Origin of the sequence: Salmonella sp. SAL04196 (assembly GCF_046550835.1) — a bacterium.
GTDB lineage: Bacteria > Pseudomonadota > Gammaproteobacteria > Enterobacterales > Enterobacteriaceae > Salmonella > Salmonella enterica.
Map to the genome: position 1 here is coordinate 189588 of NZ_JBGDXE010000005.1, position 25567 is coordinate 215154.

Annotated in this window: 22 protein-coding genes and 4 tRNA genes; 13 read left to right on the forward strand and 13 right to left on the reverse strand. The window is 51.0% G+C overall.

Translation table 11 applies throughout. From position 1 onward, the window contains the following. Nucleotides 1-81: 81 nt before the first annotated feature. Complete coding sequence (locus tag ACLJPE_RS17760; protein WP_001109838.1) at nt 82-1008, forward strand: LysR family transcriptional regulator; 927 nt, start codon at nt 82-84, stop codon at nt 1006-1008. A gap of 61 nt (nt 1009-1069) precedes the next feature. On the opposite strand, the gene ACLJPE_RS17765 is transcribed toward ACLJPE_RS17760, so the two are convergent. Next, nucleotides 1070-1831 (reverse strand): outer membrane protein OmpK, encoded by a 762-nt coding sequence (locus tag ACLJPE_RS17765; RefSeq protein ID WP_000722939.1) that lies wholly within the window; start codon nt 1829-1831, stop codon nt 1070-1072. Nucleotides 1832-2086: 255 nt separating this feature from the next. Between ACLJPE_RS17765 and xapA the strand changes: the two genes are divergently transcribed. From xapA to ACLJPE_RS17785, 4 genes are read left to right on the forward strand one after another with little or no spacing between them, the layout of a single operon-like run. Then, nucleotides 2087-2920 (forward strand): xanthosine phosphorylase, encoded by an 834-nt coding sequence (gene xapA, locus ACLJPE_RS17770; RefSeq protein ID WP_001119755.1) that lies wholly within the window; start codon nt 2087-2089, stop codon nt 2918-2920. 54 nt (nt 2921-2974) lie between these two features. After that, nucleotides 2975-4231 (forward strand): nucleoside permease, encoded by a 1257-nt coding sequence (locus ACLJPE_RS17775; protein WP_023215011.1) that lies wholly within the window; start codon nt 2975-2977, stop codon nt 4229-4231. Between the two features lie 58 nt (nt 4232-4289). Then, nucleotides 4290-4448 (forward strand): XapX domain-containing protein, encoded by a 159-nt coding sequence (locus ACLJPE_RS17780; protein WP_000658727.1) that lies wholly within the window; start codon nt 4290-4292, stop codon nt 4446-4448. A gap of 51 nt (nt 4449-4499) precedes the next feature. Next, nucleotides 4500-5384 carry a LysR family transcriptional regulator gene (locus ACLJPE_RS17785; protein ID WP_000438884.1) on the forward strand — a complete coding sequence of 295 codons (885 nt, stop codon included), beginning with the start codon at nt 4500-4502 and terminating at the stop codon, nt 5382-5384. A gap of 317 nt (nt 5385-5701) precedes the next feature. On the opposite strand, the gene ACLJPE_RS17790 is transcribed toward ACLJPE_RS17785, so the two are convergent. From ACLJPE_RS17790 to ACLJPE_RS17800, 3 genes are all read right to left on the reverse strand, one after another. Continuing rightward, nucleotides 5702-5777, reverse strand: a tRNA-Lys gene (locus tag ACLJPE_RS17790). Nucleotides 5778-5781: 4 nt separating this feature from the next. Next, nucleotides 5782-5857, reverse strand: a tRNA-Val gene (locus ACLJPE_RS17795). A 45-nt stretch (nt 5858-5902) separates the two neighbouring features. Next, nucleotides 5903-5978, reverse strand: a tRNA-Val gene (locus ACLJPE_RS17800). Nucleotides 5979-6236: 258 nt separating this feature from the next. On the opposite strand from ACLJPE_RS17800, the gene gltX reads away from it, so the two are divergent. Continuing rightward, nucleotides 6237-7652 (forward strand): glutamate--tRNA ligase, encoded by a 1416-nt coding sequence (gene gltX / locus ACLJPE_RS17805; protein ID WP_000695623.1) that lies wholly within the window; start codon nt 6237-6239, stop codon nt 7650-7652. A gap of 53 nt (nt 7653-7705) precedes the next feature. Here gltX and ACLJPE_RS17810 read toward each other — a convergent pair whose 3' ends face one another. Both ACLJPE_RS17810 and ACLJPE_RS17815 read right to left on the reverse strand, forming a co-directional pair. Continuing rightward, on the reverse strand, nt 7706-8098 hold the full coding sequence (locus tag ACLJPE_RS17810) for a MerR family transcriptional regulator (protein ID WP_000826514.1): 393 nt from the start codon (nt 8096-8098) through the stop codon (nt 7706-7708). Nucleotide 8099: 1 nt separating this feature from the next. Beyond that, on the reverse strand, nt 8100-8462 hold the full coding sequence (locus ACLJPE_RS17815; protein ID WP_000472034.1) for a MerR family transcriptional regulator: 363 nt from the start codon (nt 8460-8462) through the stop codon (nt 8100-8102). A 221-nt stretch (nt 8463-8683) separates the two neighbouring features. Between ACLJPE_RS17815 and ACLJPE_RS17820 the strand changes: the two genes are divergently transcribed. Together ACLJPE_RS17820 and ACLJPE_RS17825 are read left to right on the forward strand one after the other, a co-directional pair. Continuing rightward, nucleotides 8684-8759: transfer RNA gene (locus tag ACLJPE_RS17820), tRNA-Ala, on the forward strand. Between the two features lie 190 nt (nt 8760-8949). After that, nucleotides 8950-11139: a sensor domain-containing phosphodiesterase gene (locus tag ACLJPE_RS17825; protein WP_000884546.1), complete on the forward strand. Its 2190-nt coding sequence runs from the start codon at nt 8950-8952 to the stop codon at nt 11137-11139. 52 nt (nt 11140-11191) lie between these two features. On the opposite strand, the gene nupC is transcribed toward ACLJPE_RS17825, so the two are convergent. Next, entirely contained in the window at nt 11192-12394 is a 1203-nt protein-coding gene (nupC, locus tag ACLJPE_RS17830; protein WP_000376343.1) for a nucleoside permease NupC, read from the reverse strand. Between the two features lie 342 nt (nt 12395-12736). On the opposite strand from nupC, the gene ACLJPE_RS17835 reads away from it, so the two are divergent. Continuing rightward, entirely contained in the window at nt 12737-13978 is a 1242-nt protein-coding gene (locus ACLJPE_RS17835; protein WP_000131734.1) for an Nramp family divalent metal transporter, read from the forward strand. 60 nt (nt 13979-14038) lie between these two features. On the opposite strand, the gene ypeC is transcribed toward ACLJPE_RS17835, so the two are convergent. Then, nucleotides 14039-14365, reverse strand: coding sequence for a DUF2502 domain-containing protein YpeC (ypeC, locus tag ACLJPE_RS17840; RefSeq protein ID WP_000490091.1), 327 nt, complete (start codon nt 14363-14365; stop codon nt 14039-14041). Between the two features lie 113 nt (nt 14366-14478). Next, on the reverse strand, nt 14479-15477 hold the full coding sequence (gene mgrA, locus ACLJPE_RS17845; protein WP_000640283.1) for an L-glyceraldehyde 3-phosphate reductase: 999 nt from the start codon (nt 15475-15477) through the stop codon (nt 14479-14481). A 179-nt stretch (nt 15478-15656) separates the two neighbouring features. On the opposite strand from mgrA, the gene ACLJPE_RS17850 reads away from it, so the two are divergent. Continuing rightward, nucleotides 15657-17309, forward strand: coding sequence for an alpha-keto acid decarboxylase family protein (locus ACLJPE_RS17850; RefSeq protein ID WP_001180876.1), 1653 nt, complete (start codon nt 15657-15659; stop codon nt 17307-17309). 19 nt (nt 17310-17328) lie between these two features. Here the strand turns inward: ACLJPE_RS17850 and ACLJPE_RS17855 are convergent, their stop codons facing one another. Further along, entirely contained in the window at nt 17329-18564 is a 1236-nt protein-coding gene (locus ACLJPE_RS17855) for an ion channel protein (RefSeq protein ID WP_000468928.1), read from the reverse strand. 203 nt (nt 18565-18767) lie between these two features. Here ACLJPE_RS17855 and glk point away from each other — a divergent pair, with 203 nt between their 5' ends. Both glk and alaC read left to right on the forward strand, forming a co-directional pair. Beyond that, complete coding sequence (gene glk, locus ACLJPE_RS17860) at nt 18768-19733, forward strand: glucokinase (RefSeq protein ID WP_000170372.1); 966 nt, start codon at nt 18768-18770, stop codon at nt 19731-19733. 721 nt (nt 19734-20454) lie between these two features. Beyond that, nucleotides 20455-21693, forward strand: coding sequence for an alanine transaminase (gene alaC / locus ACLJPE_RS17865; RefSeq protein ID WP_000763118.1), 1239 nt, complete (start codon nt 20455-20457; stop codon nt 21691-21693). Nucleotides 21694-21742: 49 nt separating this feature from the next. Here the strand turns inward: alaC and ypdK are convergent, their stop codons facing one another. Next, nucleotides 21743-21814 carry a membrane protein YpdK gene (ypdK, locus tag ACLJPE_RS17870; protein WP_010723117.1) on the reverse strand — a complete coding sequence of 24 codons (72 nt, stop codon included), beginning with the start codon at nt 21812-21814 and terminating at the stop codon, nt 21743-21745. A 402-nt stretch (nt 21815-22216) separates the two neighbouring features. After that, nucleotides 22217-23137 (reverse strand): kdo(2)-lipid IV(A) palmitoleoyltransferase, encoded by a 921-nt coding sequence (gene lpxP, locus ACLJPE_RS17875; protein ID WP_000484431.1) that lies wholly within the window; start codon nt 23135-23137, stop codon nt 22217-22219. A gap of 521 nt (nt 23138-23658) precedes the next feature. Here lpxP and ACLJPE_RS17880 point away from each other — a divergent pair. Then, complete coding sequence (locus ACLJPE_RS17880) at nt 23659-23901, forward strand: YfdY family protein (RefSeq protein ID WP_000639889.1); 243 nt, start codon at nt 23659-23661, stop codon at nt 23899-23901. A gap of 249 nt (nt 23902-24150) precedes the next feature. Here the strand turns inward: ACLJPE_RS17880 and pgtP are convergent, their stop codons facing one another. Continuing rightward, nucleotides 24151-25542, reverse strand: a complete 1392-nt coding sequence (pgtP, locus tag ACLJPE_RS17885; RefSeq protein WP_000955744.1) for a phosphoglycerate transporter PgtP — start codon at nt 25540-25542, stop codon at nt 24151-24153. Between the last annotated feature and the right edge of the window lie 25 nt (nt 25543-25567).

A 25567-nucleotide genomic window follows, 5' to 3' on the forward strand; every position in this document is an offset into this window, starting at 1 on the left:
CTGAAAGTCGGTGCAGCTATTTTGCGTTTTTCGCTTTGAGAAATAAAATTGATTTATTGCATCTATATATGAATTTAGTCGATGAACTATTCACTGCGTCAACTGCGTATTTTTATTACCGTCGCCCAGACCAAAAGTTTTAGCCGGGCAGGGGACAGGATTGGACTGAGCCAGTCTGCGGTCAGTCATAGCGTAAAAGAGCTGGAGCGGCAAACCGGCGTCAGACTGCTGGATCGCACCACGCGTGAGGTGGTGCTGACCGAGGCGGGGCAACAACTGGCGACGCGTCTGGAGCGGGTGCTTGATGAACTGAACAGCATACTGCGCGATGCAGGCAGAGTAGGGACACAATTAACCGGCACCGTGCGCGTTGCCGCGAGCCAAACCATTTCTGCGCATCTTATTCCGCAATGCATTGCCCAAAGTAATTCACTTTATCCCGCTATTGATTTTGTATTGCACGATCGTCCGCAGCAGTGGGTGCTGGAGAGTATCCGTCAGGGAGAAGTGGATTTTGGCATCGTTATCGATCCTGGCGCAGCGGTGGATTTACAGTGTGAAGCCATCTTATCAGAGCCTTTTTTACTGTTGTGTCGCCAGGATCATCCGCTGGCGCATCAGGAATGGGTAAGCTGGCAGGATCTTAAACAGGCGTCGCTGGTCTTACAGGATTATGCTTCCGGCAGTCGACCGCTGATTGATGCGGCGTTGGCCCACTTTTCGATTGATGCCAATATTGTTCAGGAGATTGGTCACCCGGCCACGCTTTTTCCAATGGTGGAAGCGGGAATCGGCATCAGCGTACTGCCCGCGCTGGCGTTACCGCTCCCGCAGGGCAGCCACTTACAGGTTAAACGGCTGACGCCCGTAGTTGAAAGGCAGCTCATGCTGGCGCGGCGAAAAAACCGTTCTTTATCCACCGCGGCGCAGGCGTTATGGGATGTAGTACGCACCCAGGCCAGCGAATTAACCGCCGCGAGGGCGAAAGATCCACTGTATCAGCTATAAATATCTATCTGTCCGTGCGTGAGGTGCGGTCTTGCCCTGCCATTTTTGACAGGGCAGTGCATTAAAACAGGTATTTGATGGAATAAATAATGCCATCCTGCAGGAAGGATTCTCCTAACTTATTATCAGCGTAACGATATTGTACTCCTGCGGTCAGGTGAGGAGTCGCATTCCACCACAGCGCTACTGCGCCATTAATGCCATCTTTCCCGCCATTGCCCGCAGCGTAGGACGCATCGCGGTCAAACTCATACTCATTCCAGTTCGTTACGCTGAATTTCTCACTACCCAACGAGAAGCTATAGCCGGCCACCCAACCTAATACATAACCATTATCGCCTGTGTAGTAGGTCTGATCGGTATAACGTTTGGCAAAGAAGGGTTTAAACCAGTAACCGTTACCTGCGAAGTTATAGCCTAAACCATAGAGAAACATGTCATCATGGAAATTAGCGCGATGAGGTGAACCGTACGTCCCGTAGGCATGGAGATAGAGGTTTAATCCTGTATCGCCCAGATAAATACGGTTAGTATTTTTAAAGGTGTAACGCTGTTCGCTGCCGGGTTTAGCGTGGCGGCCATTGTAAAAATTTTCCCAGTCGAAAAAAACGTACATTTCTCCCCAGCTAAAATTCGCTCCGCCTTCCAGTTCCAGGTACCCAAAATCATCTTTATGAGATTTTTTACTGGTTTTTTCCGTGGTGTCTGATGTCCAGTCGAGGTAATGGAGGCCGATATCGGCGAACCCGCCTTTAAATTCCGCATGGGTGAGTGTGGGAATAATGAGCAAAGAAGAAAGCGTCAGAGTAAGAATTTTTTTCATAGCATATTTCCCTATGCCGATAATTATTAATGGGTTAATTAAAAAGAGGCAATTTATAAATATGAAAGCGGCATATTGTTAATATGAAGTGCAAGCAAAAACCAATACTGTTTTACCTCTGTATTAATACAGAAGCGATCTAAATCTATCGATATTAAATGGCTATTGATGACACGTGAAAAGTGTATTGGTCAGCAAGGGGCGATGGTCGTTATAAAAAGGAGTCAAATTAAATCCGATAGAACAAGGAAACTTATGCCTCACGCTCTTTTTTCTCATAATCCTGAGTATTGTGTTGATATTATTCATGCACATAAACCGGCATTTACCCCGCGAGTCGCGTTTATTTTAGGTTCCGGGTTGGGTGCTCTGGCGGATCAAATCGAAGATGCGGTAGCCATTTCTTACGAGAAATTGCCGGGATTTCCCGTCAGCACCGTACACGGCCATGCTGGTGAACTGGTGCTCGGCCATCTGGCGGGTGTTCCGGTGGCCTGTATGAAAGGCCGCGGGCATTTTTATGAAGGGCGTGGAATGGCGGTGATGACCGATGCCATTCGCACGTTGAAATTACTGGGCTGTGAAGTGTTGTTCTGCACCAATGCGGCAGGATCTCTGCGTCCGGAAGTGGGGCCGGGTAGCCTGGTTGCGCTTAGCGATCACATTAATACGATGCCCGGTACGCCGATGGTGGGGCCAAACGATGATCGTTATGGCGATCGCTTCTTCTCGCTGGCTAATGCTTATGACGCAGATTATCGCGCCATGCTTCAGTCCGTTGCGGCAGAGGAGGGATTCCCCCTCACTGAAGGCGTATTTGTTTCTTATCCGGGTCCGAACTTCGAAACGGCGGCAGAAATCCGCATGATGCAGATTATTGGCGGCGATGTGGTCGGAATGTCCGTTGTCCCTGAGGTGATTAGCGCACGTCATTGTGGTCTCAAAGTTGTTGCTGTCTCAGCGATCACCAATCTGGCGGAAGGGCTGGGCGATGTAAAACTCTCCCATGCGCAAACGCTGGCTGCGGCTGAACTTTCTCGGCAGAACTTTATAAATCTGATTTGCGGCTTTTTACGTAAGCTGGCCTAAACACAATGACTACGGCCCCGTATTGGGGCTTTATCTCACGGCAAGGAATAAAAAATGGGTATTACGTCCCGCTTAAAAGTCATGTCGTTCTTGCAATATTTTATCTGGGGGAGCTGGCTGGTTACCCTGGGCTCTTACATGATCAATACACTGGATTTTACCGGCGCGAATGTTGGTATGGTCTACAGCTCAAAAGGGCTGGCAGCGATTATCATGCCGGGCATTATGGGGATCATTGCTGATAAATGGCTGCGCGCTGAGCGAGCCTATATGCTTTGCCATCTGGTTTGCGCGGGGGCGTTATTGTACGCCACCACCGTTACCGATCCCCAGACGATGTTCTGGGTGATGTTGGTTAATGCGATGGCGTATATGCCAACGATTGCATTATCCAATAGCGTTTCGTACTCCTGTCTGGCGAAAGCAGGTCAGGATCCGGTAACGTCATTTCCGCCTGTGCGCGTTTTCGGCACAATAGGTTTTATTGTTGCGATGTGGACGGTGAGCCTGATGGGGCTGGAACTGAGCAGTGCGCAATTATACATCGCTTCTGGCGCATCGTTATTGCTGGCCCTGTATGCACTGACGTTACCGAAAATTCCGGTAGCCGAGAAGAAGGCGAACACCACGCTTGCCAGTAAGCTCGGACTGGATGCTTTTGTTCTGTTTAAAAATCCACGCATGGCAATCTTCTTTTTGTTTGCGATGATGTTGGGGGCGGTGCTGCAAATTACCAATGTCTTCGGTAATCCGTTCCTGCATGATTTTGCCCGTAATCCTGAGTTTGCCGGTAGTTTTGTGGTGAAGTATCCCTCTATCTTGCTTTCAGTTTCGCAGATGGCGGAAGTGGGCTTTATCCTCACCATTCCGTTCTTCCTTAAACGCTTTGGTATTAAAACGGTAATGCTGATGAGCATGCTGGCATGGACGCTGCGTTTCGGCTTCTTTGCCTTTGGCGATCCATCCCCGTTTGGCTTTGTGCTATTGCTGCTGTCGATGATTGTTTATGGCTGCGCATTTGATTTCTTCAACATCTCAGGGTCAGTATTTGTAGAGCAGGAGGTGGACTCAAGTATTCGCGCCAGCGCGCAGGGGCTATTTATGACCATGGTTAACGGCGTGGGGGCGTGGATTGGGTCTCTTTTAAGCGGTATGGCCGTGGATTATTTTTCTATTGATGGCGTAAAAGATTGGCAAACCATCTGGCTGGTCTTTGCCGCCTACGCTCTGGCATTGGCCGTTATTTTTGCATTGTTCTTTAAATATCAGCACCATCCAGAAAAACTGTCGACCAAATCATTAGCACATTAATTTTATTTGACTGGCGAGAGGATGTTCGCCAGTCCATTTTTATGAACAAGGACACAGCATGAAAGAAATTATTCTCTCTTCCGGTATTGGATTTGGTATTGGCGCATTTTTTACTTTATGCCGTATACCTATTCCTGCACCAAATGTTTTACCCGGGGTGTTATCTATTGTATTTATGTATATTGGGTATCTTGTCGTTAAATCTATTTTTTACTAGGTAATATGGTAAATTCCAGACGTTATCCCTTATTGCTGGAGTGCGATAGTGATGGAACGAGCCCATCGTATTGATCTAAAGCTATTACGTTATTTCCTCGCTGTTGCAGAAGAATTGCATTTTGGCCGGGCTGCTGCCCGGTTAAATATGTCACAACCTCCCTTGAGTATCCATATCAAAGAACTTGAACAGCAACTGGGTACATTGTTGTTTATTCGTCATTCCCGCAGCGTTGCATTAACCCATGCCGGGAAAGTTTTGATGGAAGAGTCACGTCGCTTGTTAGCCAATGCAAATCAGGCGCTGGCGCGAGTGGAGCAGATTGGTCGCGGTGAAGCGGGGCGCATTGAACTGGGTGTGGTTGGTACGGCGCTGTGGGGAAGAATGCGCCCTGCGATGCGTCACTTTTTGAAAGCAAACCCCAATGTTGAAGTACTTTTTCGCGAAAAGTCTCCAGGTATGCAAATGGCGTTGTTAGAGCGTCGGGAGCTTGATGCAGGGATCTGGCGTATGGCTATCGAACCGGCAGTCGGTTTTACCAGCATACGTTTGCATGAATCTGCATTCATGGTTGCAGTTCCGGAAGATCACGATCTGGCATCCAGAGATTCTGTGCCGCTGGCGGCGTTGCGCAATGAATATTTTGTCACGCTGCCTTCCGTGCATTCTGATTGGGGATTTTTACAACGTGTATGCCAACAGGCGGGTTTCTCGCCAATGATTATTCGGGAAGTGGTTGAGCCGCAAACGGTGTTGGCGATGATCAGTATGGGGATTGGGATTACGTTGATGGCTGATGGCTATGCGCAAATGAGCTGGCCGGGTGTGGTGTTCCGTCCGTTAGAGGAACGTATTCCGGCGGATTTGTATATTGTGTATGACCAGCAGCAGGCAACGCCAGCACTGGAGAAACTGGTGGCGGCGTTGACGGTATGATGTCTGTGCCGGATGGCGACTAACGTCTTATCCGGCCTACGAGTGCGGTGTCGTCTGCGCCGGATGGCGACTAACGTCTTATCCGGCCTACGTGTGCGGTGTCGTCTGCGCCGGATGGCGACTAACGTCTTATCCGGCCTACGCGTGCGGTGTCGTCTGCGCCGGATGGCGACTAACGTCTTATCCGGCCTACGTGTGCAGTGTCGTCTGTAGGCCTGATAAGCGCAGCGCATCAGGCAAGACCCGAACTTGCGGCAGGTTCGAATCTTATAAATCGCAGATAGCAAAAAAAGCGCCTTTAGGGCGCTTTTTTACATTGGTGGGTCGTGCAGGATTCGAACCTGCGACCAATTGATTAAAAGTCAACTGCTCTACCAACTGAGCTAACGACCCGAAGTGGTGGGTGATGACGGGATCGAACCGCCGACCCCCTCCTTGTAAGGGAGGTGCTCTCCCAGCTGAGCTAATCACCCACTTCTCAATTTCTTATCTACACGGCGGAGACTACATAAAGTAGTTGGTGGGTGATGACGGGATCGAACCGCCGACCCCCTCCTTGTAAGGGAGGTGCTCTCCCAGCTGAGCTAATCACCCCCGCTGTGTGGAGTCGCATTATAGGGAGAGTTGAAAATGAGTCAACGCATTTTCTAAAGTTTTTGTTTGTTCGTCGTAAAATTAAACAAAACGATCGTGAATTACTCCGCGCTGCATGATTTCTATACGGAAATAGCAAAGCGTAGCGTTCTGACCGGATCAACATTGAGGAATCAAGCCACAGTGATAGAATACAAGGCTATTCATCTTTCCAGGATTTGCCGGTTGTCGGCATCTTTATAAACGTAAGGCCATTTCATGAAAATCAAAACTCGCTTCGCGCCTAGCCCGACAGGTTATCTGCACGTCGGCGGCGCGCGTACTGCTCTTTATTCCTGGCTTTTCGCACGTCACCACGGCGGTGAGTTCGTGCTGCGTATTGAAGACACCGATCTTGAGCGTTCCACGCCGGAAGCCATTGAAGCCATCATGGATGGTATGAACTGGCTGAACCTGGAATGGGACGAAGGCCCATATTTCCAGACCAAACGTTTTGATCGCTATAACGCGGTGATTGACGAGATGCTGGAGGCGGGAACGGCCTATAAATGCTACTGCTCTAAAGAGCGTCTGGAGCAACTGCGTGAAGATCAGATGGCGAAAGGCGAGAAGCCGCGTTATGACGGGCGCTGCCGCCACAGTCACGAACATCATGCCGACGATGAGCCATGCGTGGTGCGCTTTGCTAACCCGCAGGACGGTTCCGTTATTTTTGATGATCAGATCCGTGGGCCGATCGAATTCAGCAATCAGGAGCTGGACGATCTGATCATTCGTCGTACCGACGGTTCGCCGACCTACAACTTCTGTGTGGTGGTGGACGACTGGGATATGGAAATTACCCATGTGATTCGTGGCGAAGACCATATCAACAATACTCCGCGCCAGATTAACATTCTGAAAGCGTTAAACGCGCCGGTGCCGATGTACGCGCATGTGTCGATGATTAACGGCGACGACGGTAAAAAGCTGTCTAAACGTCACGGTGCGGTGAGCGTGATGCAGTATCGCGATGACGGTTATCTGCCGGAAGCGTTGCTGAACTATCTGGTGCGTCTGGGCTGGTCCAGCGGCGATCAGGAAATCTTCACCCGCGAAGAGATGATCAAGCTGTTCTCCCTCGGTGCGGTGAGCAAGTCTGCGAGCGCGTTCAACACCGATAAACTGCTGTGGCTGAACCACCACTATATCAATACGCTGGCGCCGGAATATGTGGCGACGCATTTGCAGTGGCATATCGAGCAGGAAAATATCGACACCCGTAACGGCCCGCAGCTTGCTGAACTGGTGAAGTTGCTGGGCGAACGCTGCAAAACTCTGAAAGAGATGGCGCAGAGCTGCCGCTACTTCTATGAAGACTTCAGCGAGTTTGACGCCGATGCGGCGAAAAAACACCTCCGCCCGGTGGCGCGTCAGCCGCTGGAAGTGGTGCGCGACAAGCTGTCGGCGATTACGGACTGGTCAGCAGAAAACGTCCACCACGCGATTCAGGCCACGGCGGATGAGCTGGAAGTGGGGATGGGTAAAGTAGGGATGCCGCTGCGTGTGGCTGTGACCGGTGCCGGGCAGTCGCCTGCGCTGGATGTCACCGTACATGCGATTGGCAAAACCCGCAGCATTGAGCGCATCAACAAAGCGCTGGGCTTTATCGCCGAGCGTGAAAGCCAGCAGTAACGCCAGCTGAAACAGAATAAACGGCAGGGCAGACGCCTGCCGTTTATTATTTGTTAGTCCGCCTCATTGATACCTAAACGCGTCAGAAATCCGCGAATACCTTCCCGCGATAAAAACAGCGCCAGTTTTTCCTGTTCCTGAGCAGACATATTTTCAACGGCATCAATAATTTGTCGATAAGCGTGACTGTGCGCCGCGTTCGCATATTCTGCGAAAGCCTCTTCCGCCTGATAAAACGCAGGCAGTTTGCGAAAAGCCGGAATATTGAGAATAAACTCCCGCACGCTGGCATCAATATGGATGAGTCTTGCGCGTCCGCCTTTGACGCCGGGAAATTTTTCGGTTTTCCAGTGTTGTTCTCTGATCCAGCGATTGACGGTTTGTCTGGCCACGCCGAGGCATTCAGCCAGCTCTTCAGTGGTCATTTTACTGCGTAATCTTTTCATATTATTTGCTATCGCGTATCCCTAAGCGTTGTAACAAACCGGTAATCCCTTCACGCACGAGGAGAGAGGTAAACTGTTTCTGCTCGGATGAGGTCATCTCTTTGGCGAGCGTCATAAGCAGCGCTTCAAGCGATGCGTTGCTGGCAGGCGTGAATGTGTCTGCGTGATGGTCAACTGAACGTTCAGCGCTGCGGATATATTCACGAACCTGTTCGTTTACATGAACCAGACGGGCTTTACCGCCCTGGACGCCAGGTTTGGGCGATGTTGCCCAGCCTTCTTTCCGTACCCATTTATTGATGGTTTGTCGGCTGTAACCGGTGAGATTAGCGAGTTCTTCTGGCGTCATCCGTTCCTTGAACATAACGATTCCCTGAATAGTCGTGGGGTTAATTAGTGGTTCATTTTATAGCACCATTTTAGTCGAAACCGTGACGTGTTTAACTACTGAATGCGAGTTGTGCCGCAATGTCCTTTATTTGAATGCTTTTTCAGCGATTGAATTCGGCAAGTTCATTTTGCCGTTGACACATGCCGAGGGAATTCATATGATGCCGCCCGTCAACTCGACAAGCTTTACGTAGTGGGGCTATAGCTCAGCTGGGAGAGCGCTTGCATGGCATGCAAGAGGTCAGCGGTTCGATCCCGCTTAGCTCCACCAATATTCAAACCCTCGCTGAAAAGCGGGGGTTTTTGCTTTTTGTCACAAAATTCATGGCGTCTGATCTGCTCTTCAGGTGCGTTTGTTTGCCGCTGCTTTTGCGGTCAATATGAGCTTTTGTTAGATTGCTTCATAATGCGAATATACTTATTATTCATGCGCCTTATATAATGATGTGAGCATTAAAGCAATGCTGGATAAGTGTAACGTATTAAAAAATATAAAAATATTTTTACTGGCTTTCTGCCTGACTGTTCCGGCTGTTCTGCTATCCCGTCTCATTTCTCCCCGCGCCACAATTGATTCCAGCTATATCTTTCTGGCCTGGCTACCGCTCTGCGTCATGTTTTCCGTGCTGTTCTTATTTGGCCGCCGTGGCGTCGCGCCGATGGTAGGCGGAATGATGTTGACTAATGAATGGAATTTTCATTTACCTCTGCCACAGGCGATGGTGCTGCTATTTTGCCAGACGTTTCCCGTGTTGCTGGTTTGCGCTATCGTTCGCTGGCAGCTGGGCGCGCGCTGGCGCTACGGAATACCCAACCAAGGCATCTGGCTACGCGTTTTCTGGTTAGGGTTAATGACGCCGTTTGGCATAAAAATCAGTATGCATCTGGCGGGGCACTACCTGGCTTTCCCGGTGACAATCTCTACCTTCTTTGGCACCGGCACCGCTATTTTCTCGATTGTCGATTTATTGAGTCTGATTTCTGCCGCGCTTATTTTTACCCTCTTTTTCTATTATCCGCTGCGGATGATAGTTAGCCCGCACTATATTCGTATTTTCTGGCGGAGGGATGTCGCTCCTTATCTCGCCAAAGAAAAACGCCTGTTTACGCTTCTCTGGTTTGCCACTCTGGCGACGCTATTAGCGGTGCTGTGTACGCCTTTCGAGACAAAGTATATTGCTGGCTATCTGGTGCCAGTTCTGTTCATCGGATTTACCATCGGCGTGGGGAAAATCAGCTATCCGCTGTTGAATTTTAGTTGGGCTCTCACTGCGCTATTCCTGCTTAGCTATAACCGCAATTTTCTGCAGGGCGTGGGCTCAGAATATTCGCTGGCATTTATCCTTTCAGTTCTCATTTCTTTTAGTATTTGTTTGTTGTACATGGCGCGGATTAATCAGCGTAGCGAATGGTTGAATCGACAATGGCACTCGCAGGCGTTGACCGATCCGTTGACGCAGCTGCCTAACCTGCGTGCGCTGGAGCAGTTTCTTTTACAGGATGCCGGGCAAAGCGTGTGTTATTTACGCATGGAAAACCTGGAATTTCTGAGCCGTCATTACGGTATGCAGATGCGCGTGCATTGCGAACGCGAGGTGTTTCGCGTGTTGCAGCCGCTGCTGCTGGAAAAGGAGAAAATTTTCCATCTGCCGGGCAGTGAATTATTGCTGGTATTGACGGGACCGGAGACGGAAGCCCGCCTGCAATATATGCTCAATGTGCTTAATAACCGCAAAATTTACTGGAACAATACCGGTCTGGACATGGAATACGGCGCATCGTGGGGAACATTCGATGGTCGCCAGGAAACCTTGCAACCGCTGTTGGGGCAATTAAGCTGGCTGGCGGAGCAATCCTGTTCGCACCGTCGGGTGCTTGCACTGACCCAGAGTATTGAAGCCGCTTCCGGGCAGACGACGGAACGGGTGCTGCGGTTGCAGAAAATCCGTCAGGCGCTGGAGCGTGGTGCGCTGGTTTTGTATGCGCAACCCATTCGCGACGCGCAGGGAAAAGGGTATGACGAGATTCTGACGCGGCTTCGGTGCGACGACGGTATCATGATGCCCAATCAGTTCATTCCGCTTATCGCCCAGTTTAACCTGAGCGTACGGTTTGATATGCAGGTGATGGAAGCGCTCCTGCAATGGTTGTCCGCGCATCCTTCGGCGGAGCAGGGGGCGCGTTTCTCGGTTAATTTGATGCCGCTGACGCTGCTGCAAAAAGAGACGGCGTCGCGCATTATGCAGCTTTTTAAACGCTATGGCGTCCCGCCTGCTTCGGTCATCATCGAAATTACTGAAGAACAGGCCTTCTCTCATTCCGAAATCAGTATGCACAATATCAACCAGTTGCGTAAATTTGGCCTAAAAATCGCCATTGATGATTTCGGTACCGGTTATGCAAACTATGAACGGCTAAAACGCCTCAAGGCGGACATCATTAAAATCGACGGTTGTTTCGTAAAAGATATCCTGACGGACTCCCTGGATGCGATGATCGTGAAATCCATCACTGATTTAGCGAAAGCGAAATCGTTGAGCGTCGTGGCTGAGTTTGTTGAAACGCCTGCGCAGCGCGATCTGCTATTGCAGCTTGGCGTACACAGTTTGCAGGGATATCTGATTGGCCGCCCGCGCCCGTTAGGTAAATAAGCGGCATAAAAAAACCGGGGATAGCTCCCCGGTTTCTACATTAAACGCAGACTTACAGTACCAGCGCCGCGATAGAGGCGGACAGTACGCTCACCAGCGTAGAACCGTACACCAGCTTCAGACCAAAACGGGAAACCACGTTGCCTTGCTCTTCGTTCAGGCCTTTAATCGCGCCCGCAATAATACCGATGGAAGAGAAGTTCGCGAAGGACACCAGGAAGACGGAGATAATGCCTTCAGCGCGTGGAGAGAGGGTAGAGGCGATTTTCTGCAGATCCATCATCGCCACGAATTCGTTGGAAACCAGTTTGGTCGCCATGATACTGCCCACCTGCAGCGCTTCACTGGACGGTACGCCCATTACCCATGCGACCGGGTAGAAGATGTAACCCAGAATGCCCTGGAAGGAGATGCTGTAACCGAACCAACCGGTAACCGTTGCGAACAGCGCGTTCAGCGCCGCGATCAGCGCGATGAAGCCGATCAGCATCGCCGCGACGATAATCGCCACTTTAAAACCTGCCAGAATGTACTCGCCCAGCATTTCGAAGAAACTTTGGCCTTCATGCAGGTTCGACATCTGAATATTTTCTTCGCTGGCATCAACGGTATAGGGGTTGATCAGCGACAGTACGATAAAGGTGCTGAACATGTTCAGAACCAGCGCTGCGACCACATATTTAGGGTCCAGCATGGTCATATACGCGCCTACGATAGACATGGAAACGGTCGACATCGCCGTTGCAGCCATAGTGTACATACGGTTGCGAGACATTTTGCCGAGGATATCTTTATAAGCGATAAAGTTCTCAGACTGGCCGAGGATCAGCGAGCTGACGGCGTTAAAAGATTCCAGTTTGCCCATACCGTTTACTTTGGACAGCAGGAAACCAATAGCGCGGATGACCACTGGCAGAACACGGATATGCTGGAGAATACCGATCAACGCGGAAATAAAGACAATCGGGCACAATACTTTCAGGAAGAAGAACGCCAAACCTTGATCGTTCATACTGCCGAAGACGAAGTTTGTCCCTTCGTTGGCAAATCCGAGCAGTTTTTCAAACATCTCGGAGAAACCTTTTACGAAGCCAAGGCCAACATCAGAGTTCAGGAAGAACCAGGCCAGTAGCACTTCGATAACAAGTAACTGAATGACATAACGAATGCGAATTTTTTTACGGTCGCTGCTAACCAGCAGTGCGAGTACCGCAACAACGGCAAGCGCCAGGACAAAATGAAGGACGCGGTCCATATTTGCTCCAAATATGAGGCAGGTTTAATTTTCGTGCACATTCTATGCAACAGCCGTAAAGAAAACGAGATCCAACACACACTATAATAAGGACCTGTGACGAGATTCAAAATTAGTGATCTGTAATACACTTTTACTGTACTGAATATGAAAATGAAAAGTTATATCAGTGTGCTAATCTTGTAATGTTAAGCCAAACTGTTCTGATACAGGTCGCCATCGTATCGGTCTATCGTTTCACACTATCAAAGTAATCACCCGTACCCATTGAAATGCACTTGATAATCATTATCAATAAACATAGCATAAAACATAGCAAAGGCTATGTTTTTGAGGCAAAAGATGACTGACAATCGCGTAGAGAATAGCAGCGGACGGGCGGCGCGCAAGCTACGGCTCGCATTAATGGGACCTGCGTTCATTGCCGCGATTGGTTATATCGATCCTGGTAACTTCGCGACCAATATTCAGGCCGGCGCCAGCTTTGGCTACCAGCTACTCTGGGTGGTGGTCTGGGCGAACCTGATGGCGATGCTGATTCAAATCCTCTCGGCAAAACTCGGAATCGCCACGGGTAAGAACCTGGCGGAGCAAATTCGCGACCATTATCCGCGCCCGGTAGTCTGGTTTTACTGGGTACAGGCGGAAATCATCGCGATGGCCACCGATTTAGCTGAATTTATCGGCGCGGCAATAGGTTTTAAGCTGATCCTGGGCGTCTCTTTATTACAGGGCGCGGTATTGACCGGTATCGCGACGTTTCTGATTTTAATGTTACAACGCCGCGGTCAAAAACCGCTTGAAAAAGTCATCGGCGGTTTACTGCTTTTTGTCGCCGCTGCTTACATTGTGGAGCTGTTTTTCTCTCAGCCTGATATGGCGCAGCTCGGCAAAGGAATGGTTATCCCGGCGCTACCGAACCCGGAAGCCGTATTCTTAGCCGCCGGCGTGCTTGGCGCGACGATTATGCCGCACGTGATTTATCTGCACTCGTCATTAACGCAGCATCTGCACGGCGGAACGCGGCAACAACGGTACTCAGCAACGAAATGGGATGTCGCTATTGCCATGACGATTGCCGGTTTTGTCAATCTGGCAATGATGGCAACCGCCGCGGCGGCGTTTCATTTTAGCGGCCACACTGGCATCGCCGACCTCGATCAGGCATACCTGACGCTGGAACCGTTACTAAGCCATGCGGCGGCAACGGTGTTTGGTCTTAGTCTGGTAGCGGCAGGGCTTTCCTCCACCGTGGTAGGGACTCTGGCGGGGCAGGTGGTGATGCAAGGGTTTGTCCGTTTTCACATTCCGCTGTGGGTACGGCGCACCATTACCATGCTGCCCTCATTTATTGTGATTTTGATGGGGCTGGACCCTACCCGAATTCTGGTGATGAGCCAGGTGCTGCTGAGTTTTGGTATTGCGCTGGCGCTGGTGCCGCTCCTGATTTTCACCAGTAACGCTACGCTAATGGGCGAGCTGGTGAACACCCGGCGGGTAAAACAGATTGGCTGGATAATTGTCGTGCTGGTCGTCGCCCTGAATATCTGGTTGCTGGTTGGAACGGTAATGGGATTGTCATAAAGACAGAAAGATAGCAGGCCCGATGCGTGGGCGTCATCGGGCTGTTATTCAGCAGGAGGCTTAGTGATGATGTTTGTGACCCCGGCCTCGCCCGCGATGATCGTCGCGATCGCGCCAGCCTTCCCGATAACCGCGTTCATACGCTTTACGCTTATCCCAGCCGCGATGATAGCCGTTGTCATGGCGCCACCAGCGATTTTTACGCCATTCATAATGGTTGTGCCAGTAATCACGGTCGCGCCAGCGACCACCGTCCCAGTAGTTACCGTAATCATCGCGATCGCCAATCTGTAATTTTATTGAGGGCAACAGGGTGATTTCGCCCGCATTCGCGGCAAGCGGTGTAAAAGCCAGCAAGGCTGCCGCCAGAATCAGTGACCTGAACATACTTTCTCTCCTTCACGATCGAGCCGTCGCCGGCCTGTTAATGCAATATTACAAAGCAGTAAAGATTTGTTTCATCGCCTTAACTCTTAAATCATGAAGGAGAGCATTTTTTGCTAAAACCGGCCCTCCAGAATAGCGTCAATTTCTGCACATTCCGCCGCCGAAAAACGGCGATTGGCCAGCATTCCTACGGCGTCTTCGATTTGCGACGGTTTGCTGGCGCCAATCAGTACCGAGGTAACGTTATCGTTACGCAGCACCCAGGCGAGCGCCATCTGAGACAATTTTTGGCCCCGTCGCGCAGCCAGTTCATTCAACTGGCGAACTTTTTCCAGTTTGTCGGCGGTAATCTGTTCTGGTTTAAGGAAACGGCTTCCGCTCGCCGCGCGGGAATCTTCCGGAATGCCATTCAGATAACGGTCAGTGAGCTGCCCGCCCGCCAGCGGCGAGAAGGCAATACTACCGACGCCTTTTTCCTGCAACAGCGCCAGCAGCCCGTCCTCTACCCAACGCTCAAAAAGCGAATATTTAGGCTGATGAATCAGGCAAGGCGTGCCGAGATCCTCCAGAATATCGATAGCTTGTCTGGCCAGATCGGCAGGATAGTTAGAGATCCCCACGTACAACGCTTTGCCCTGGCGCACAAGGTGATCTAACGCTTTCATCGTCTCTTTAAGCGGCGTTTCGGGATCGGGACGATGGTGATAAAAGATGTCGACATACTCCAGCCCCATACGTTTCAGGCTTTGATCGAGGCTGGCGATAAGGTATTTCCGTGAACCCCAGTCGCCATAAGGGCCATCCCACATGGTGTAGCCCGCTTTGGTGGAGATGATCAATTCATCGCGCCACGGTAAAAAATCTTCCTGCAGAATGCGGCCAAAATTGCATTCTGCGGAGCCCGGCGGCGGCCCATAATTATTGGCGAGATCAAAGTGGGTAATGCCCAGATCGAACGCGCGTTGCAGCAGCGCCCGGCTATTTTCTACCCGTGTCGCATCGCCGAAGTTGTGCCATAACCCCAGCGAAATGGCGGGAAGTTTGACGCCGCTGCGCCCGCAGCGACGATACTCCATTGTGTGATAACGATTTTCATCGGGCTGATAAATCATGACCTTTCCCCCTGTGGCGTGAATAAATAGTGTATACGGTTACACTCGCCAGGCGGTATCCGGATTTTACTGTTCGCCGCTGTAAACATTGTTTTCCAGGCTTTCATCCCCGTCGTGCTGGACAGCCATCGCCATTCCTTAATACTCAACATAATGTCAACGTCAGAAGGAAAGCTGTCATGCAAAACCCCTATACCGTGGCCGACTATTTGCTGGACAGACTGGCAGGATGCGGCATTGGCCATCTTTTTGGCGTACCGGGCGATTATAACTTGCAGTTTCTTGACCATGTGATTGACCACCCGACCTTGCGTTGGGTGGGATGCGCTAATGAGCTGAACGCCGCTTATGCCGCGGACGGTTATGCGCGCATGTCGGGCACTGGAGCGCTACTCACCACCTTTGGCGTGGGAGAACTTAGCGCTATTAACGGTATCGCGGGCAGTTACGCGGAATATGTCCCGGTCTTGCATATCGTCGGCGCGCCCTGTAGCGCTGCGCAGCAGCGTGGCGAATTGATGCACCATACCCTCGGTGACGGCGATTTTCGTCATTTTTATCGCATGAGTCAGGCGATATCTGTTGCCAGCTCAATATTGGATGAACAGAACGCCTGTTTCGAGATTGACCGTGTATTGGGTGAAATGCTTGCCGCACGCAGGCCAGGATACATCATGTTGCCCGCCGACGTGGCGAAAAAAACGGCCATCCCGCCTACGGAGGCGCTGGCGTTGCCCGTGCATGAAGCGCAAAGCGGTGTGGAGACGGCTTTTCGTTACCACGCCCGTCAGTGCCTGATGAACAGTCGGCGCATTGCGCTATTGGCCGACTTTCTTGCCGGGCGTTTTGGTTTACGACCACTGTTGCAGCGCTGGATGGCGGAAACGCCCATCGCTCATGCGACACTACTGATGGGGAAGGGGCTTTTTGATGAGCAGCACCCGAACTTCGTTGGCACCTATAGCGCAGGCGCCAGCAGCAAAGAAGTGCGTCAGGCCATAGAGGACGCCGATAGGGTTATCTGCGTCGGCACCCGTTTTGTCGATACCCTTACGGCCGGATTTACCCAACAATTGCCGGCGGAACGCACGCTGGAGATTCAGCCTTACGCGTCGCGCATCGGCGAAACCTGGTTCAACCTCCCGATGGCGCAGGCGGTGTCTACGCTGCGCGAACTGTGCCTTGAATGCGCTTTTGCGCCGCCGCCGACGCGTTCCGCCGGACAGCCAGTGCGGATTGATAAGGGAGAACTGACCCAGGAAAGTTTCTGGCAAACTTTACAGCAGTATCTCAAACCCGGCGATATTATCCTTGTCGACCAGGGGACCGCCGCTTTTGGCGCTGCCGCGTTGTCGCTTCCTGACGGTGCGGAAGTTGTGGTTCAGCCGCTGTGGGGGTCTATCGGCTATTCCTTGCCCGCCGCGTTTGGCGCGCAAACCGCCTGCCCCGATCGGCGGGTGATTCTGGTTATCGGCGATGGCGCGGCGCAGCTCACGATTCAGGAGATGGGCTCGATGTTACGCGACGGGCAGGCGCCGGTCATCCTGCTGCTCAACAATGACGGCTATACCGTAGAGCGCGCCATTCACGGCGCGGCCCAGCGGTATAACGACATCGCGAGCTGGAACTGGACGCAGATACCACCGGCGCTAAACGCGGCGCAACAGGCGGAGTGCTGGCGGGTGACGCAGGCTATCCAACTGGCGGAGGTCCTCGAACGGCTGGCGCGCCCACAACGTCTGTCATTTATTGAAGTGATGTTGCCAAAAGCCGATCTGCCGGAATTACTGCGTACCGTGACCCGGGCGCTGGAAGCCCGCAACGGGGGATAATGGCCCCCGCTGCGCCGGATTAGGGTTCGTGACGGTTGGCGGCCAGCAACGGTTTTCCCGCCAGCAATAGCCAGGCGGGGAGCATCACAATGCAGAGCAGCGGCAGCAGATTGGTATCCGGTACGACAACTGCCGCCATAAACAGACTGAGCCAGCCATCACGCGTCACTACCAGCACTAAGCCAAGAATCGCGCAGGAGACGGTAATCGCCGCGGGTACGGCCTCAACATGAGCATGGAGCATGAGCCCCAGCGCCGCGCCGATAAACACAGCCGGAAAAATGCGCCCGCCGCGAAAGCCGCTCGCCGCCGCGATGACCAGCGCGGCGAGTTTGACGGCGGCTAAGGTAAAATAATCTCCCGCGCCCAACGTCTGGCTAAACGCCATTTGTTGCATTTCGTCCAGGCCTTTAAACAGGGTAAGCGGCCCGCCAATGACGCCCAGAATACCCAGTATAAAACCGCCAATGCCGAGAATCAGGACCGGATTTTTTAGTCGGTGCAGCAACTCATGCAGACGCGGAAGGCACCAGACGGCGACCATCCCTGCAGCAATGGCGATCGCCGCGACGATCGCTCCGCTGGCAATGTCCACCAGCCGCATCTGCGTGTAATGGGCGATGGGTAACGAAAAATGCGGATGAAAGAACAGGCTGGTAGTGAGTGACCCCGCCGCTGCCGCCATTAACGGCGCAAACAGGCGATCCCACATGGGAATATCGTTAGAGCCGCTAAGGGTTTGCGAAAAAATCAGCGCTGCGGCGACGGGCGTGCCGAATAGCGCGCCGATGGTGCCCGCTGAGGCCAGAATCGTCCAGTCTAACGCCGTGATACGCGGAAACAGGCGGGAACCGAAAGCCGCCGCCAGCGCGATATTTATTGTCATTATCGGATGCTCTGGCCCCAAACTTACCCCACCAGCAAGGCCGATGATTAAGGCGAGAAGCAGCCCGGGCAGCGCAGATGGCGAGACCGGCATACTGATTAACGGTTCGATGGCCGGATCGGGGCCAGCGTGTCCGGGACTGTAACGGATAATCAAACCCACCACGATCCCGGTTAGCGTGAGCATACCCACTATCCAGAACGGCGAATCATAAGCGATGCCGATGCTGGCGGGCAGTCGTTGCCAAAGAAATTGCTGAAAAACCGACGCGACTTTCATCGAGGCGATTAAAACCAGGCTTGACGCTACGCCAATAATCAGTGCAGGGAGCGACAGCAGCAGCATCGTTCGGGCACGCGGGTGGAACATAATCTCTTCCTTACACGGGGTCGTATACCTATTTTGCACAGCCTGCCCGACGGCATTGCTGCAATTGGTGCTGAAACAAGAAAGTAATTCTGTGATGAAGATCTATATTTATAGGCAGTCAGCCTGATGGCCGTTGTTGTTATGCCCCCATGAATTTACAGTGTGACAAAGACTTATTTTGACTTTAGCGGAGCAGTAGAAGAATGACAAAGTATGCTTTAGTAGGAGATGTAGGCGGCACGAATGCGCGTCTTGCCCTGTGTGATATCGCCAGTGGAGAAATCTCGCAGGCCAAAACGTATTCCGGCCTGGATTATCCCAGTCTTGAGGCCGTGGTGCGCGTTTATCTCGATGAGCATAGCGTCAACGTGGAAGATGGTTGTATCGCCATAGCCTGCCCGATTACCGGTGACTGGGTAGCGATGACTAACCATACCTGGGCTTTTTCTATTGCGGAAATGAAAAAAAATCTCGGCTTTAGCCATCTGGAAATCATCAACGATTTCACCGCCGTGTCGATGGCGATCCCGATGCTGAAAAAAGAGCATTTAATTCAGTTCGGCGGCGGCGAACCGGTAGACGGCAAACCTATTGCGGTGTATGGCGCGGGAACCGGCTTGGGCGTGGCGCATCTGGTGCATGTGGATAAGCGTTGGATTAGCCTTCCGGGCGAAGGCGGGCATGTCGATTTTGCGCCTAATAGCGAAGAAGAAGCTATGATTCTGGAAATATTGCGCGCCGAAATTGGCCATGTTTCCGCCGAGCGCGTGCTGTCTGGCCCGGGGCTGGTGAATCTTTACCGGGCGATTGTTAAGTCCGACAACCGTCTGCCGGAAAATCTGCGCCCGAAAGATATTACCGAACGCGCCCTGGCGGATAGCTGTATCGATTGTCGCCGCGCGTTGTCGCTCTTTTGCGTCATAATGGGGCGATTTGGCGGCGACCTGGCGTTAACCATGGGGACATTTGGCGGCGTTTATATCGCTGGCGGTATTGTCCCGCGCTTCCTGGAATTTTTTAAAGCGTCCGGCTTCCGTGGTGGCTTTGAAGATAAAGGCCGCTTTAAAGATTATGTACACGGTATTCCGGTCTATCTGATTGTCCATGATAACCCTGGCTTGTTAGGTTCCGGCGCGCATCTGCGCCAGACATTAGGTCATATTCTATAAGCCAGATGGTGGCATAAACGCCTTATCCGGCCTACAAAAGTGTGTCATCTGTAGGCCTGATAAGCGCAGCGTCATCAGGCAATTAATCATTCTCTTGCCAGTCTCAAACCGCGTGCCTCACGCGGTTTTTTTCATTGCCGTTCCTGTGCATGAATGCTTCAACTGTCTGAATTATTTCACTTTACTCTTGCTGAGCGAAAGGTCAAACACCAGCGCGTTGAGTCATCACGTCATGGCGGTTAGTCAGGCGAAAACAGGGATTTATTTTATTATACGTACCCGGTTCGCTGCCTTATTTACGGTTTCATCGCGGCATCTTGCCGGAAAGGATCTTTATTTTCGGGGAAATGTCCCTGAAAAACACCGCAATATGACATGATTGAATACCATTATCCTTAGTAAGGATTTTGGTTAAAGAGGAAAAACCACAAAATCAAAAGGGGATTATTTGAGATAAGGTTTATTGACAGGAAATTATCGTCGGCTGTACCGCTTTAGGTAAATTCAAAGATATCAATTTGTTAATAATATTGTTTTTTTTGATGCTATAACGACACGCTTAAAAAGTAAATTTTTACTGTTGTTCCTCTTTTTCGTCGCTAAAAAATATTTTCATTAGCCTCTCGACAGGAAGAAAATTTTCAGGCTATTTTCTAAAGGAGCCACCATCGTGGCAGCGTCGCTCGGACGGTCCGGGCGCTAACGTTAATCTGAGGATATTATGGCTGACTTCCGCCCTGAACGTCGCTTTACGCGTATCGATCGCCTTCCGCCCTATGTTTTTAACATCACCGCTGAACTCAAAATGGCTGCGCGTCGGCGCGGCGAAGATATTATTGATTTCAGTATGGGTAATCCTGATGGCGCAACCCCTCCCCACATTGTCGAAAAACTTTGCACCGTCGCGCAGCGTCCGGATACGCACGGTTATTCCACGTCTCGCGGCATACCGCGCTTACGCCGCGCGATTTCTCACTGGTATCAGGAACGTTATGATGTCGATATCGATCCGGAAACCGAAGCGATTGTGACCATCGGTTCCAAAGAGGGACTGGCGCATTTAATGCTGGCGACGCTGGATCATGGTGATACGGTACTGGTGCCGAACCCCAGTTACCCGATTCATATCTATGGCGCCGTTATCGCCGGGGCGCAGGTGCGTTCGGTTCCATTGGTAGAGGGGGTGGATTTCTTCAACGAGCTGGAGCGCGCTATTCGCGAAAGTTATCCGAAACCGAAAATGATGATTTTGGGTTTTCCGTCTAACCCTACGGCCCAGTGCGTCGAACTGGAATTTTTTGAAAAAGTGGTCGCTCTGGCTAAACGTTATGATGTGCTGGTAGTGCACGATCTGGCGTATGCCGATATCGTGTACGACGGCTGGAAAGCGCCATCCATTATGCAGGTGCCTGGCGCGCGCGACGTGGCGGTCGAATTTTTCACACTGTCGAAAAGCTATAATATGGCGGGCTGGCGTATTGGGTTTATGGTGGGCAATAAAACCCTGGTCAGCGCGCTGGCGCGCATTAAAAGTTATCACGATTATGGCACCTTTACCCCACTTCAGGTGGCGGCTATCGCCGCTCTGGAAGGCGATCAGCAGTGCGTGCGCGATATTGCCGAGCAGTATAAACGTCGTCGCGATGTGCTGGTGAAGGGGTTGCATGAGGCGGGCTGGATGGTTGAAATGCCGAAAGCCTCAATGTACGTCTGGGCGAAAATCCCGGAGCAATATGCGGCGATGGGGTCGCTTGAGTTTGCCAAGAAGCTGCTGAATGAGGCGAAGGTTTGCGTTTCTCCAGGGATAGGCTTTGGTGACTATGGCGACACCCATGTACGCTTTGCATTAATAGAGAATCGCGATCGCATTCGCCAGGCCGTCAGAGGGATTAAAGCGATGTTCCGCGCCGATGGCGTGCTGCCGTCACATCCAAAACCCGTTGAGGCGAGCACGGAGTAGAAAAGCAAACAGGAGCCCCATGGCTCCTGTTTTTCTTTGCATTGTACTTTTAAATCATCAGGGCGAAAGTACCGGCCCAAACGATGACCATAAATGAAATGCCCATAAAGAAATATTTCACGTTTCATCTCTCCGCGTACCTGTCGTACGCCTAAATGAACTTACACTTACCTGATTATAGAGAGTTGATGCCGGACAATACGAAATTGAGAATTATTCGTGTTTCGACCGCCTGCATCACCTCAGAATTCTGCGCGTCATCGCTCCAGACGGCGCTAATGTACGCCTAAAAATGAGGTGAAACAAGAGGCATTTTCTTATTTACTTTTAGTAACTTACAAGTGTCGGGAATCGGCGACAGTTTAATTTCTGACAGTGATGAATCGCTATTGAGCGACGCCGCCGACACAGTAAAAAAACGCCTGTAAACAGGAGACTTATCGCTAAAAGCAGGAATGAGTAATTTACGATGTGAATATTATGGCAATGCGAAATGACAAAATAAAAGGCCTTGCGGCCTTTTTCAGATGTAGAGTGACGCTTCTCCCAACGGGCGAGTCTTGAAACGGCGATGAATCCAGAGATATTGCTCCGGGGCGCGCATGATCTCTTTCTCAATAATTTTATTCATATAGGCAGCGGCTTGATTTTCATCTGCCGGGTAACCTTCCATTTCAGGGGTAATATACAGACGATAACCCGAGTTATCGGATTTCCTGACCATTGTAACGGTCAACATGGCGGCACCAGACAGCCTGGACAGTACATAGGTGCCGTTGGTGGTGGCGACGTTTTCGACCGCGAAAAATGGCGCAAAGGAGCTGCCTTTAGGGCCGTAGTCCTGGTCGGGAGCAAACCAAACGGCTTCCCCTTTTTTTAGCGCGCCCACAATGCCGCGCAGATTGTTTCTGCCGATCATCGCTTTATTTGAGCGCATACGACCGCGCGTCTGCACCCACTCCATGAGCGGATTGTTATGCGGACGATAGGTCGCCATCATCGGCTGGCAGAGACCCATTACCCGGCCTCCCAATTCCAGCGACATAAAATGCACGCCAACGACCATTACGCCGCGATTTTGCGCCTGCGCACGGGTAAGGTTATCCAGCCCGTCCACATCAAACCATTTGCGAACCCGGCTATCAGGCCAGAACCAGGCCATGCCCGTTTCAAGCAGCGCCATGCCAAGAGAGTGGAAATTCTCGGCGATCAGTTTTTCCCTTTCTTCCCGGGAGAGGGTCGGAAAACAGAGTTCAATATTTTTCTGGGCGATCGACTCACGTCGCTTCAGGAAGGGGCGCGCCAGTTTACCGGTGCGGGTGCCCAGAAAACGCAAAACCGGGTAGGGAAGCTGCACCAGTAACCAGAGGACGCCAACGCCAAACCACGTCAGCCAGTAGCGCGGGTGCAAAAACGCGCGTGAAAATTTGCTTTGAGGAAACATAAAATACCTTCTGTAGATACGAAAATAATGTATCGCAGAAGAGTCATTATCCGCAGCGGTACACTCTGAAATACGCATCATCCTTCAAGTTGCGTTCGCTTATCCGAAGCACTTACTTGAGTAAGCCCATCAGGGTAACTTGAATGATTTGCGTATAGTTAGGCCATCATGTACGACAATGGTTCCCGTAAGGAGTGTAAAACTAAGTCAGTACTAAACCACGAGGGCATGAACGCCAGGCAGGCTAATGTACCACCAGTTATTTACTCGCGCCCAGAAATTCTTTATCAAGAAGCGTAAATATTTCTTCCGTAGCAAAAATAAGCTAATCATTATTTTTAATGCATTGTTTTTACAGTAATAATTTTATTTCAGACGAAGGTTATTGAAAAATGATTAGAAAAATAAAATGTGAGATAAATGTTATGGAAATGACGTGCTGATAAGGTTTATCTTAAAGGAGAAGTGAGAGGGACTGTAAGGCTATATGGAAGCCTTGCCATAGACAGGAGGTATTATAGATGATCTATTTATGGACATTTCTTGCAATAAGTATACTTGCCGTGAGTGGCTATATCGGTCAGGTGATGGGGGCTTTTTCTGCGGTTTCTTCTTTTACGGGAATGGTTATCCTTGCCGCGCTGATTTATTTACTCAATGTATGGCTGCAGGATGGCGATGACATCGTTAGCGGATTATTGCTTTTTCTCGCACCGGCATGTGGGTTAATTATTCGCTTTATGGTGGGATACGGTAAGCGTTAGTCAGTAGATACCCTTCATACTTCAAGTTGCTTATGTGTTGGCTACGGATTACTCGACCCATCCATGGGCCTCGCCCTGACGGGCCGTCGCACGCGACGTTCAAATCTGCTCCCGGCAGATTTGTCGCTCACCCCAGTCACATCGTTATCTATGCTCCTGGGGACTCACTCCCTTGCCGCCTTTAAGCAACTCGAATTATTTTGGGTATATACGATGTCGGCGCTTCTGTTCCCCGGGAAGGCTAATCGTTTATTGCGCGTCCGCAAGCTGCAGCGAGTCCTGATTATGTAACGCATTCTGGCGCTGACGTTCCAGTTCCAGCGCGCCGCGATGGGAGAGGTAACAGAATAGAATGCAGCATACGATACCGCCCATCAGAAGATAAAATCCGCCGTACCAGCCCAGTTTATCCACCATGACGCCAAACAGGCTGGTGCCCAACGAGGCGCCGAAAATATAGCTCATGAACCCACGTAATCCGACGGCGGAACCTACGGCAAAGCTGGGGACTATCTCCATTGTCTGTACGGACGCGAGGAATTGCGGGACGTAAATCAGACAACCTACAATGGCGGCGAAAATCGTTACCATCAGCAAAGATTCACTTTTCCAGTATCCGATCAGACAGACAAAAATCAGCGCCATGCAAATCATGGCTAACGGCATTCTGCGGCCCTTAAACAGTTTATCTGACAGCCAGCCTGCCAGTAGCGTGGAAGGAATCGCCGCCCACTCGAAAAAGAGAAACGCGACGCTCATCTGTTCTTTTGAAAAGTGTTTTACTGTCAACAGATAGATAGGCAACCAGCTAATCATGCCAAACCGCACCATATAGACGAAGACATCGACCAGCGAAATATACCAGGCATTTTTATTGCGCAGCACATAAGTACAGAAGATTTGCCATGCGCTCATATTTTCCGGCGCTTTTGCCGTATTCTTCGTTTTCAGTATGACTTTTTCTTCCGGCATCATCTGTTCCAGGGAGGGAAGACCTTCTTCGCGCGGCGAACCTTTTCCCAATACCAGAACAATTAAGGCAAAAATGACGGCGACGCAGGCCGGAACGATATAACTGGCGCTTTGCCAGTGTTCGCTGCCCAATATCGCAAAAGCCGCACCGACGATAGGCGCGACGATCCCGCCGCCAACGTTATGCGAGATATTCCAGAAGGCGCCTACGCGTCCGCGCTCCCGACGAGGGAACCAGTTTGCAATAGTAATAAACGAGGGGCCGACGCCCATGCCCTGAAAAAGGCCATTGAAGACCACCAGAGCGGCAAATATCCAGAATGCGCTACTGAATCCCAGCCCAACGTTAACAATCGCGCAGAGTACCAGACCGCACGCCATGAAGACTTTTGGACTGGCTTTATCCGCCAGACTGCTCATTACGCCTTTACTGATTCCGTAAGCAATAAGCATACAGCTACTCAGCAGGCCGATTTGCGTAGCGCTGAGATCCAATTGCTCTTTTAAATAAGGCGTCGATAATGTGAAGTTGTTTCTGACTATATAGTAAGCGAGATATCCCAGAAATACGCTTAACAATGCCTGTATACGATATCGACCATACGTAGCCTGGACTTTTTCCGGTGGGACTTTATGCGCCGATTGCCCTGTTTTTAATATTGTTAACATGGAGTCACCTGTATTTTATAGTGAG

Excerpts from the sequence above, each read along its gene's own strand:
- ACLJPE_RS17760 (WP_001109838.1), top strand. The coding sequence starts at position 82 with ATGAACTATTCACTGCGTCAACTGCGTATTTTTATTACCGTCGCCCAG.
- ACLJPE_RS17765 (WP_000722939.1), bottom strand. The coding sequence starts at position 1,831 with ATGAAAAAAATTCTTACTCTGACGCTTTCTTCTTTGCTCATTATTCCC.
- xapA (WP_001119755.1), top strand. The coding sequence starts at position 2,087 with ATGCCTCACGCTCTTTTTTCTCATAATCCTGAGTATTGTGTTGATATT.
- ACLJPE_RS17775 (WP_023215011.1), top strand. The coding sequence starts at position 2,975 with ATGGGTATTACGTCCCGCTTAAAAGTCATGTCGTTCTTGCAATATTTT.
- ACLJPE_RS17780 (WP_000658727.1), top strand. The coding sequence starts at position 4,290 with ATGAAAGAAATTATTCTCTCTTCCGGTATTGGATTTGGTATTGGCGCA.
- ACLJPE_RS17785 (WP_000438884.1), top strand. The coding sequence starts at position 4,500 with ATGGAACGAGCCCATCGTATTGATCTAAAGCTATTACGTTATTTCCTC.
- gltX (WP_000695623.1), top strand. The coding sequence starts at position 6,237 with ATGAAAATCAAAACTCGCTTCGCGCCTAGCCCGACAGGTTATCTGCAC.
- ACLJPE_RS17810 (WP_000826514.1), bottom strand. The coding sequence starts at position 8,098 with ATGAAAAGATTACGCAGTAAAATGACCACTGAAGAGCTGGCTGAATGC.
- ACLJPE_RS17815 (WP_000472034.1), bottom strand. The coding sequence starts at position 8,462 with ATGTTCAAGGAACGGATGACGCCAGAAGAACTCGCTAATCTCACCGGT.
- ACLJPE_RS17825 (WP_000884546.1), top strand. The coding sequence starts at position 8,950 with ATGCTGGATAAGTGTAACGTATTAAAAAATATAAAAATATTTTTACTG.
- nupC (WP_000376343.1), bottom strand. The coding sequence starts at position 12,394 with ATGGACCGCGTCCTTCATTTTGTCCTGGCGCTTGCCGTTGTTGCGGTA.
- ACLJPE_RS17835 (WP_000131734.1), top strand. The coding sequence starts at position 12,737 with ATGACTGACAATCGCGTAGAGAATAGCAGCGGACGGGCGGCGCGCAAG.
- ypeC (WP_000490091.1), bottom strand. The coding sequence starts at position 14,365 with ATGTTCAGGTCACTGATTCTGGCGGCAGCCTTGCTGGCTTTTACACCG.
- mgrA (WP_000640283.1), bottom strand. The coding sequence starts at position 15,477 with ATGATTTATCAGCCCGATGAAAATCGTTATCACACAATGGAGTATCGT.
- ACLJPE_RS17850 (WP_001180876.1), top strand. The coding sequence starts at position 15,657 with ATGCAAAACCCCTATACCGTGGCCGACTATTTGCTGGACAGACTGGCA.
- ACLJPE_RS17855 (WP_000468928.1), bottom strand. The coding sequence starts at position 18,564 with ATGTTCCACCCGCGTGCCCGAACGATGCTGCTGCTGTCGCTCCCTGCA.
- glk (WP_000170372.1), top strand. The coding sequence starts at position 18,768 with ATGACAAAGTATGCTTTAGTAGGAGATGTAGGCGGCACGAATGCGCGT.
- alaC (WP_000763118.1), top strand. The coding sequence starts at position 20,455 with ATGGCTGACTTCCGCCCTGAACGTCGCTTTACGCGTATCGATCGCCTT.
- lpxP (WP_000484431.1), bottom strand. The coding sequence starts at position 23,137 with ATGTTTCCTCAAAGCAAATTTTCACGCGCGTTTTTGCACCCGCGCTAC.
- ACLJPE_RS17880 (WP_000639889.1), top strand. The coding sequence starts at position 23,659 with ATGATCTATTTATGGACATTTCTTGCAATAAGTATACTTGCCGTGAGT.
- pgtP (WP_000955744.1), bottom strand. The coding sequence starts at position 25,542 with ATGTTAACAATATTAAAAACAGGGCAATCGGCGCATAAAGTCCCACCG.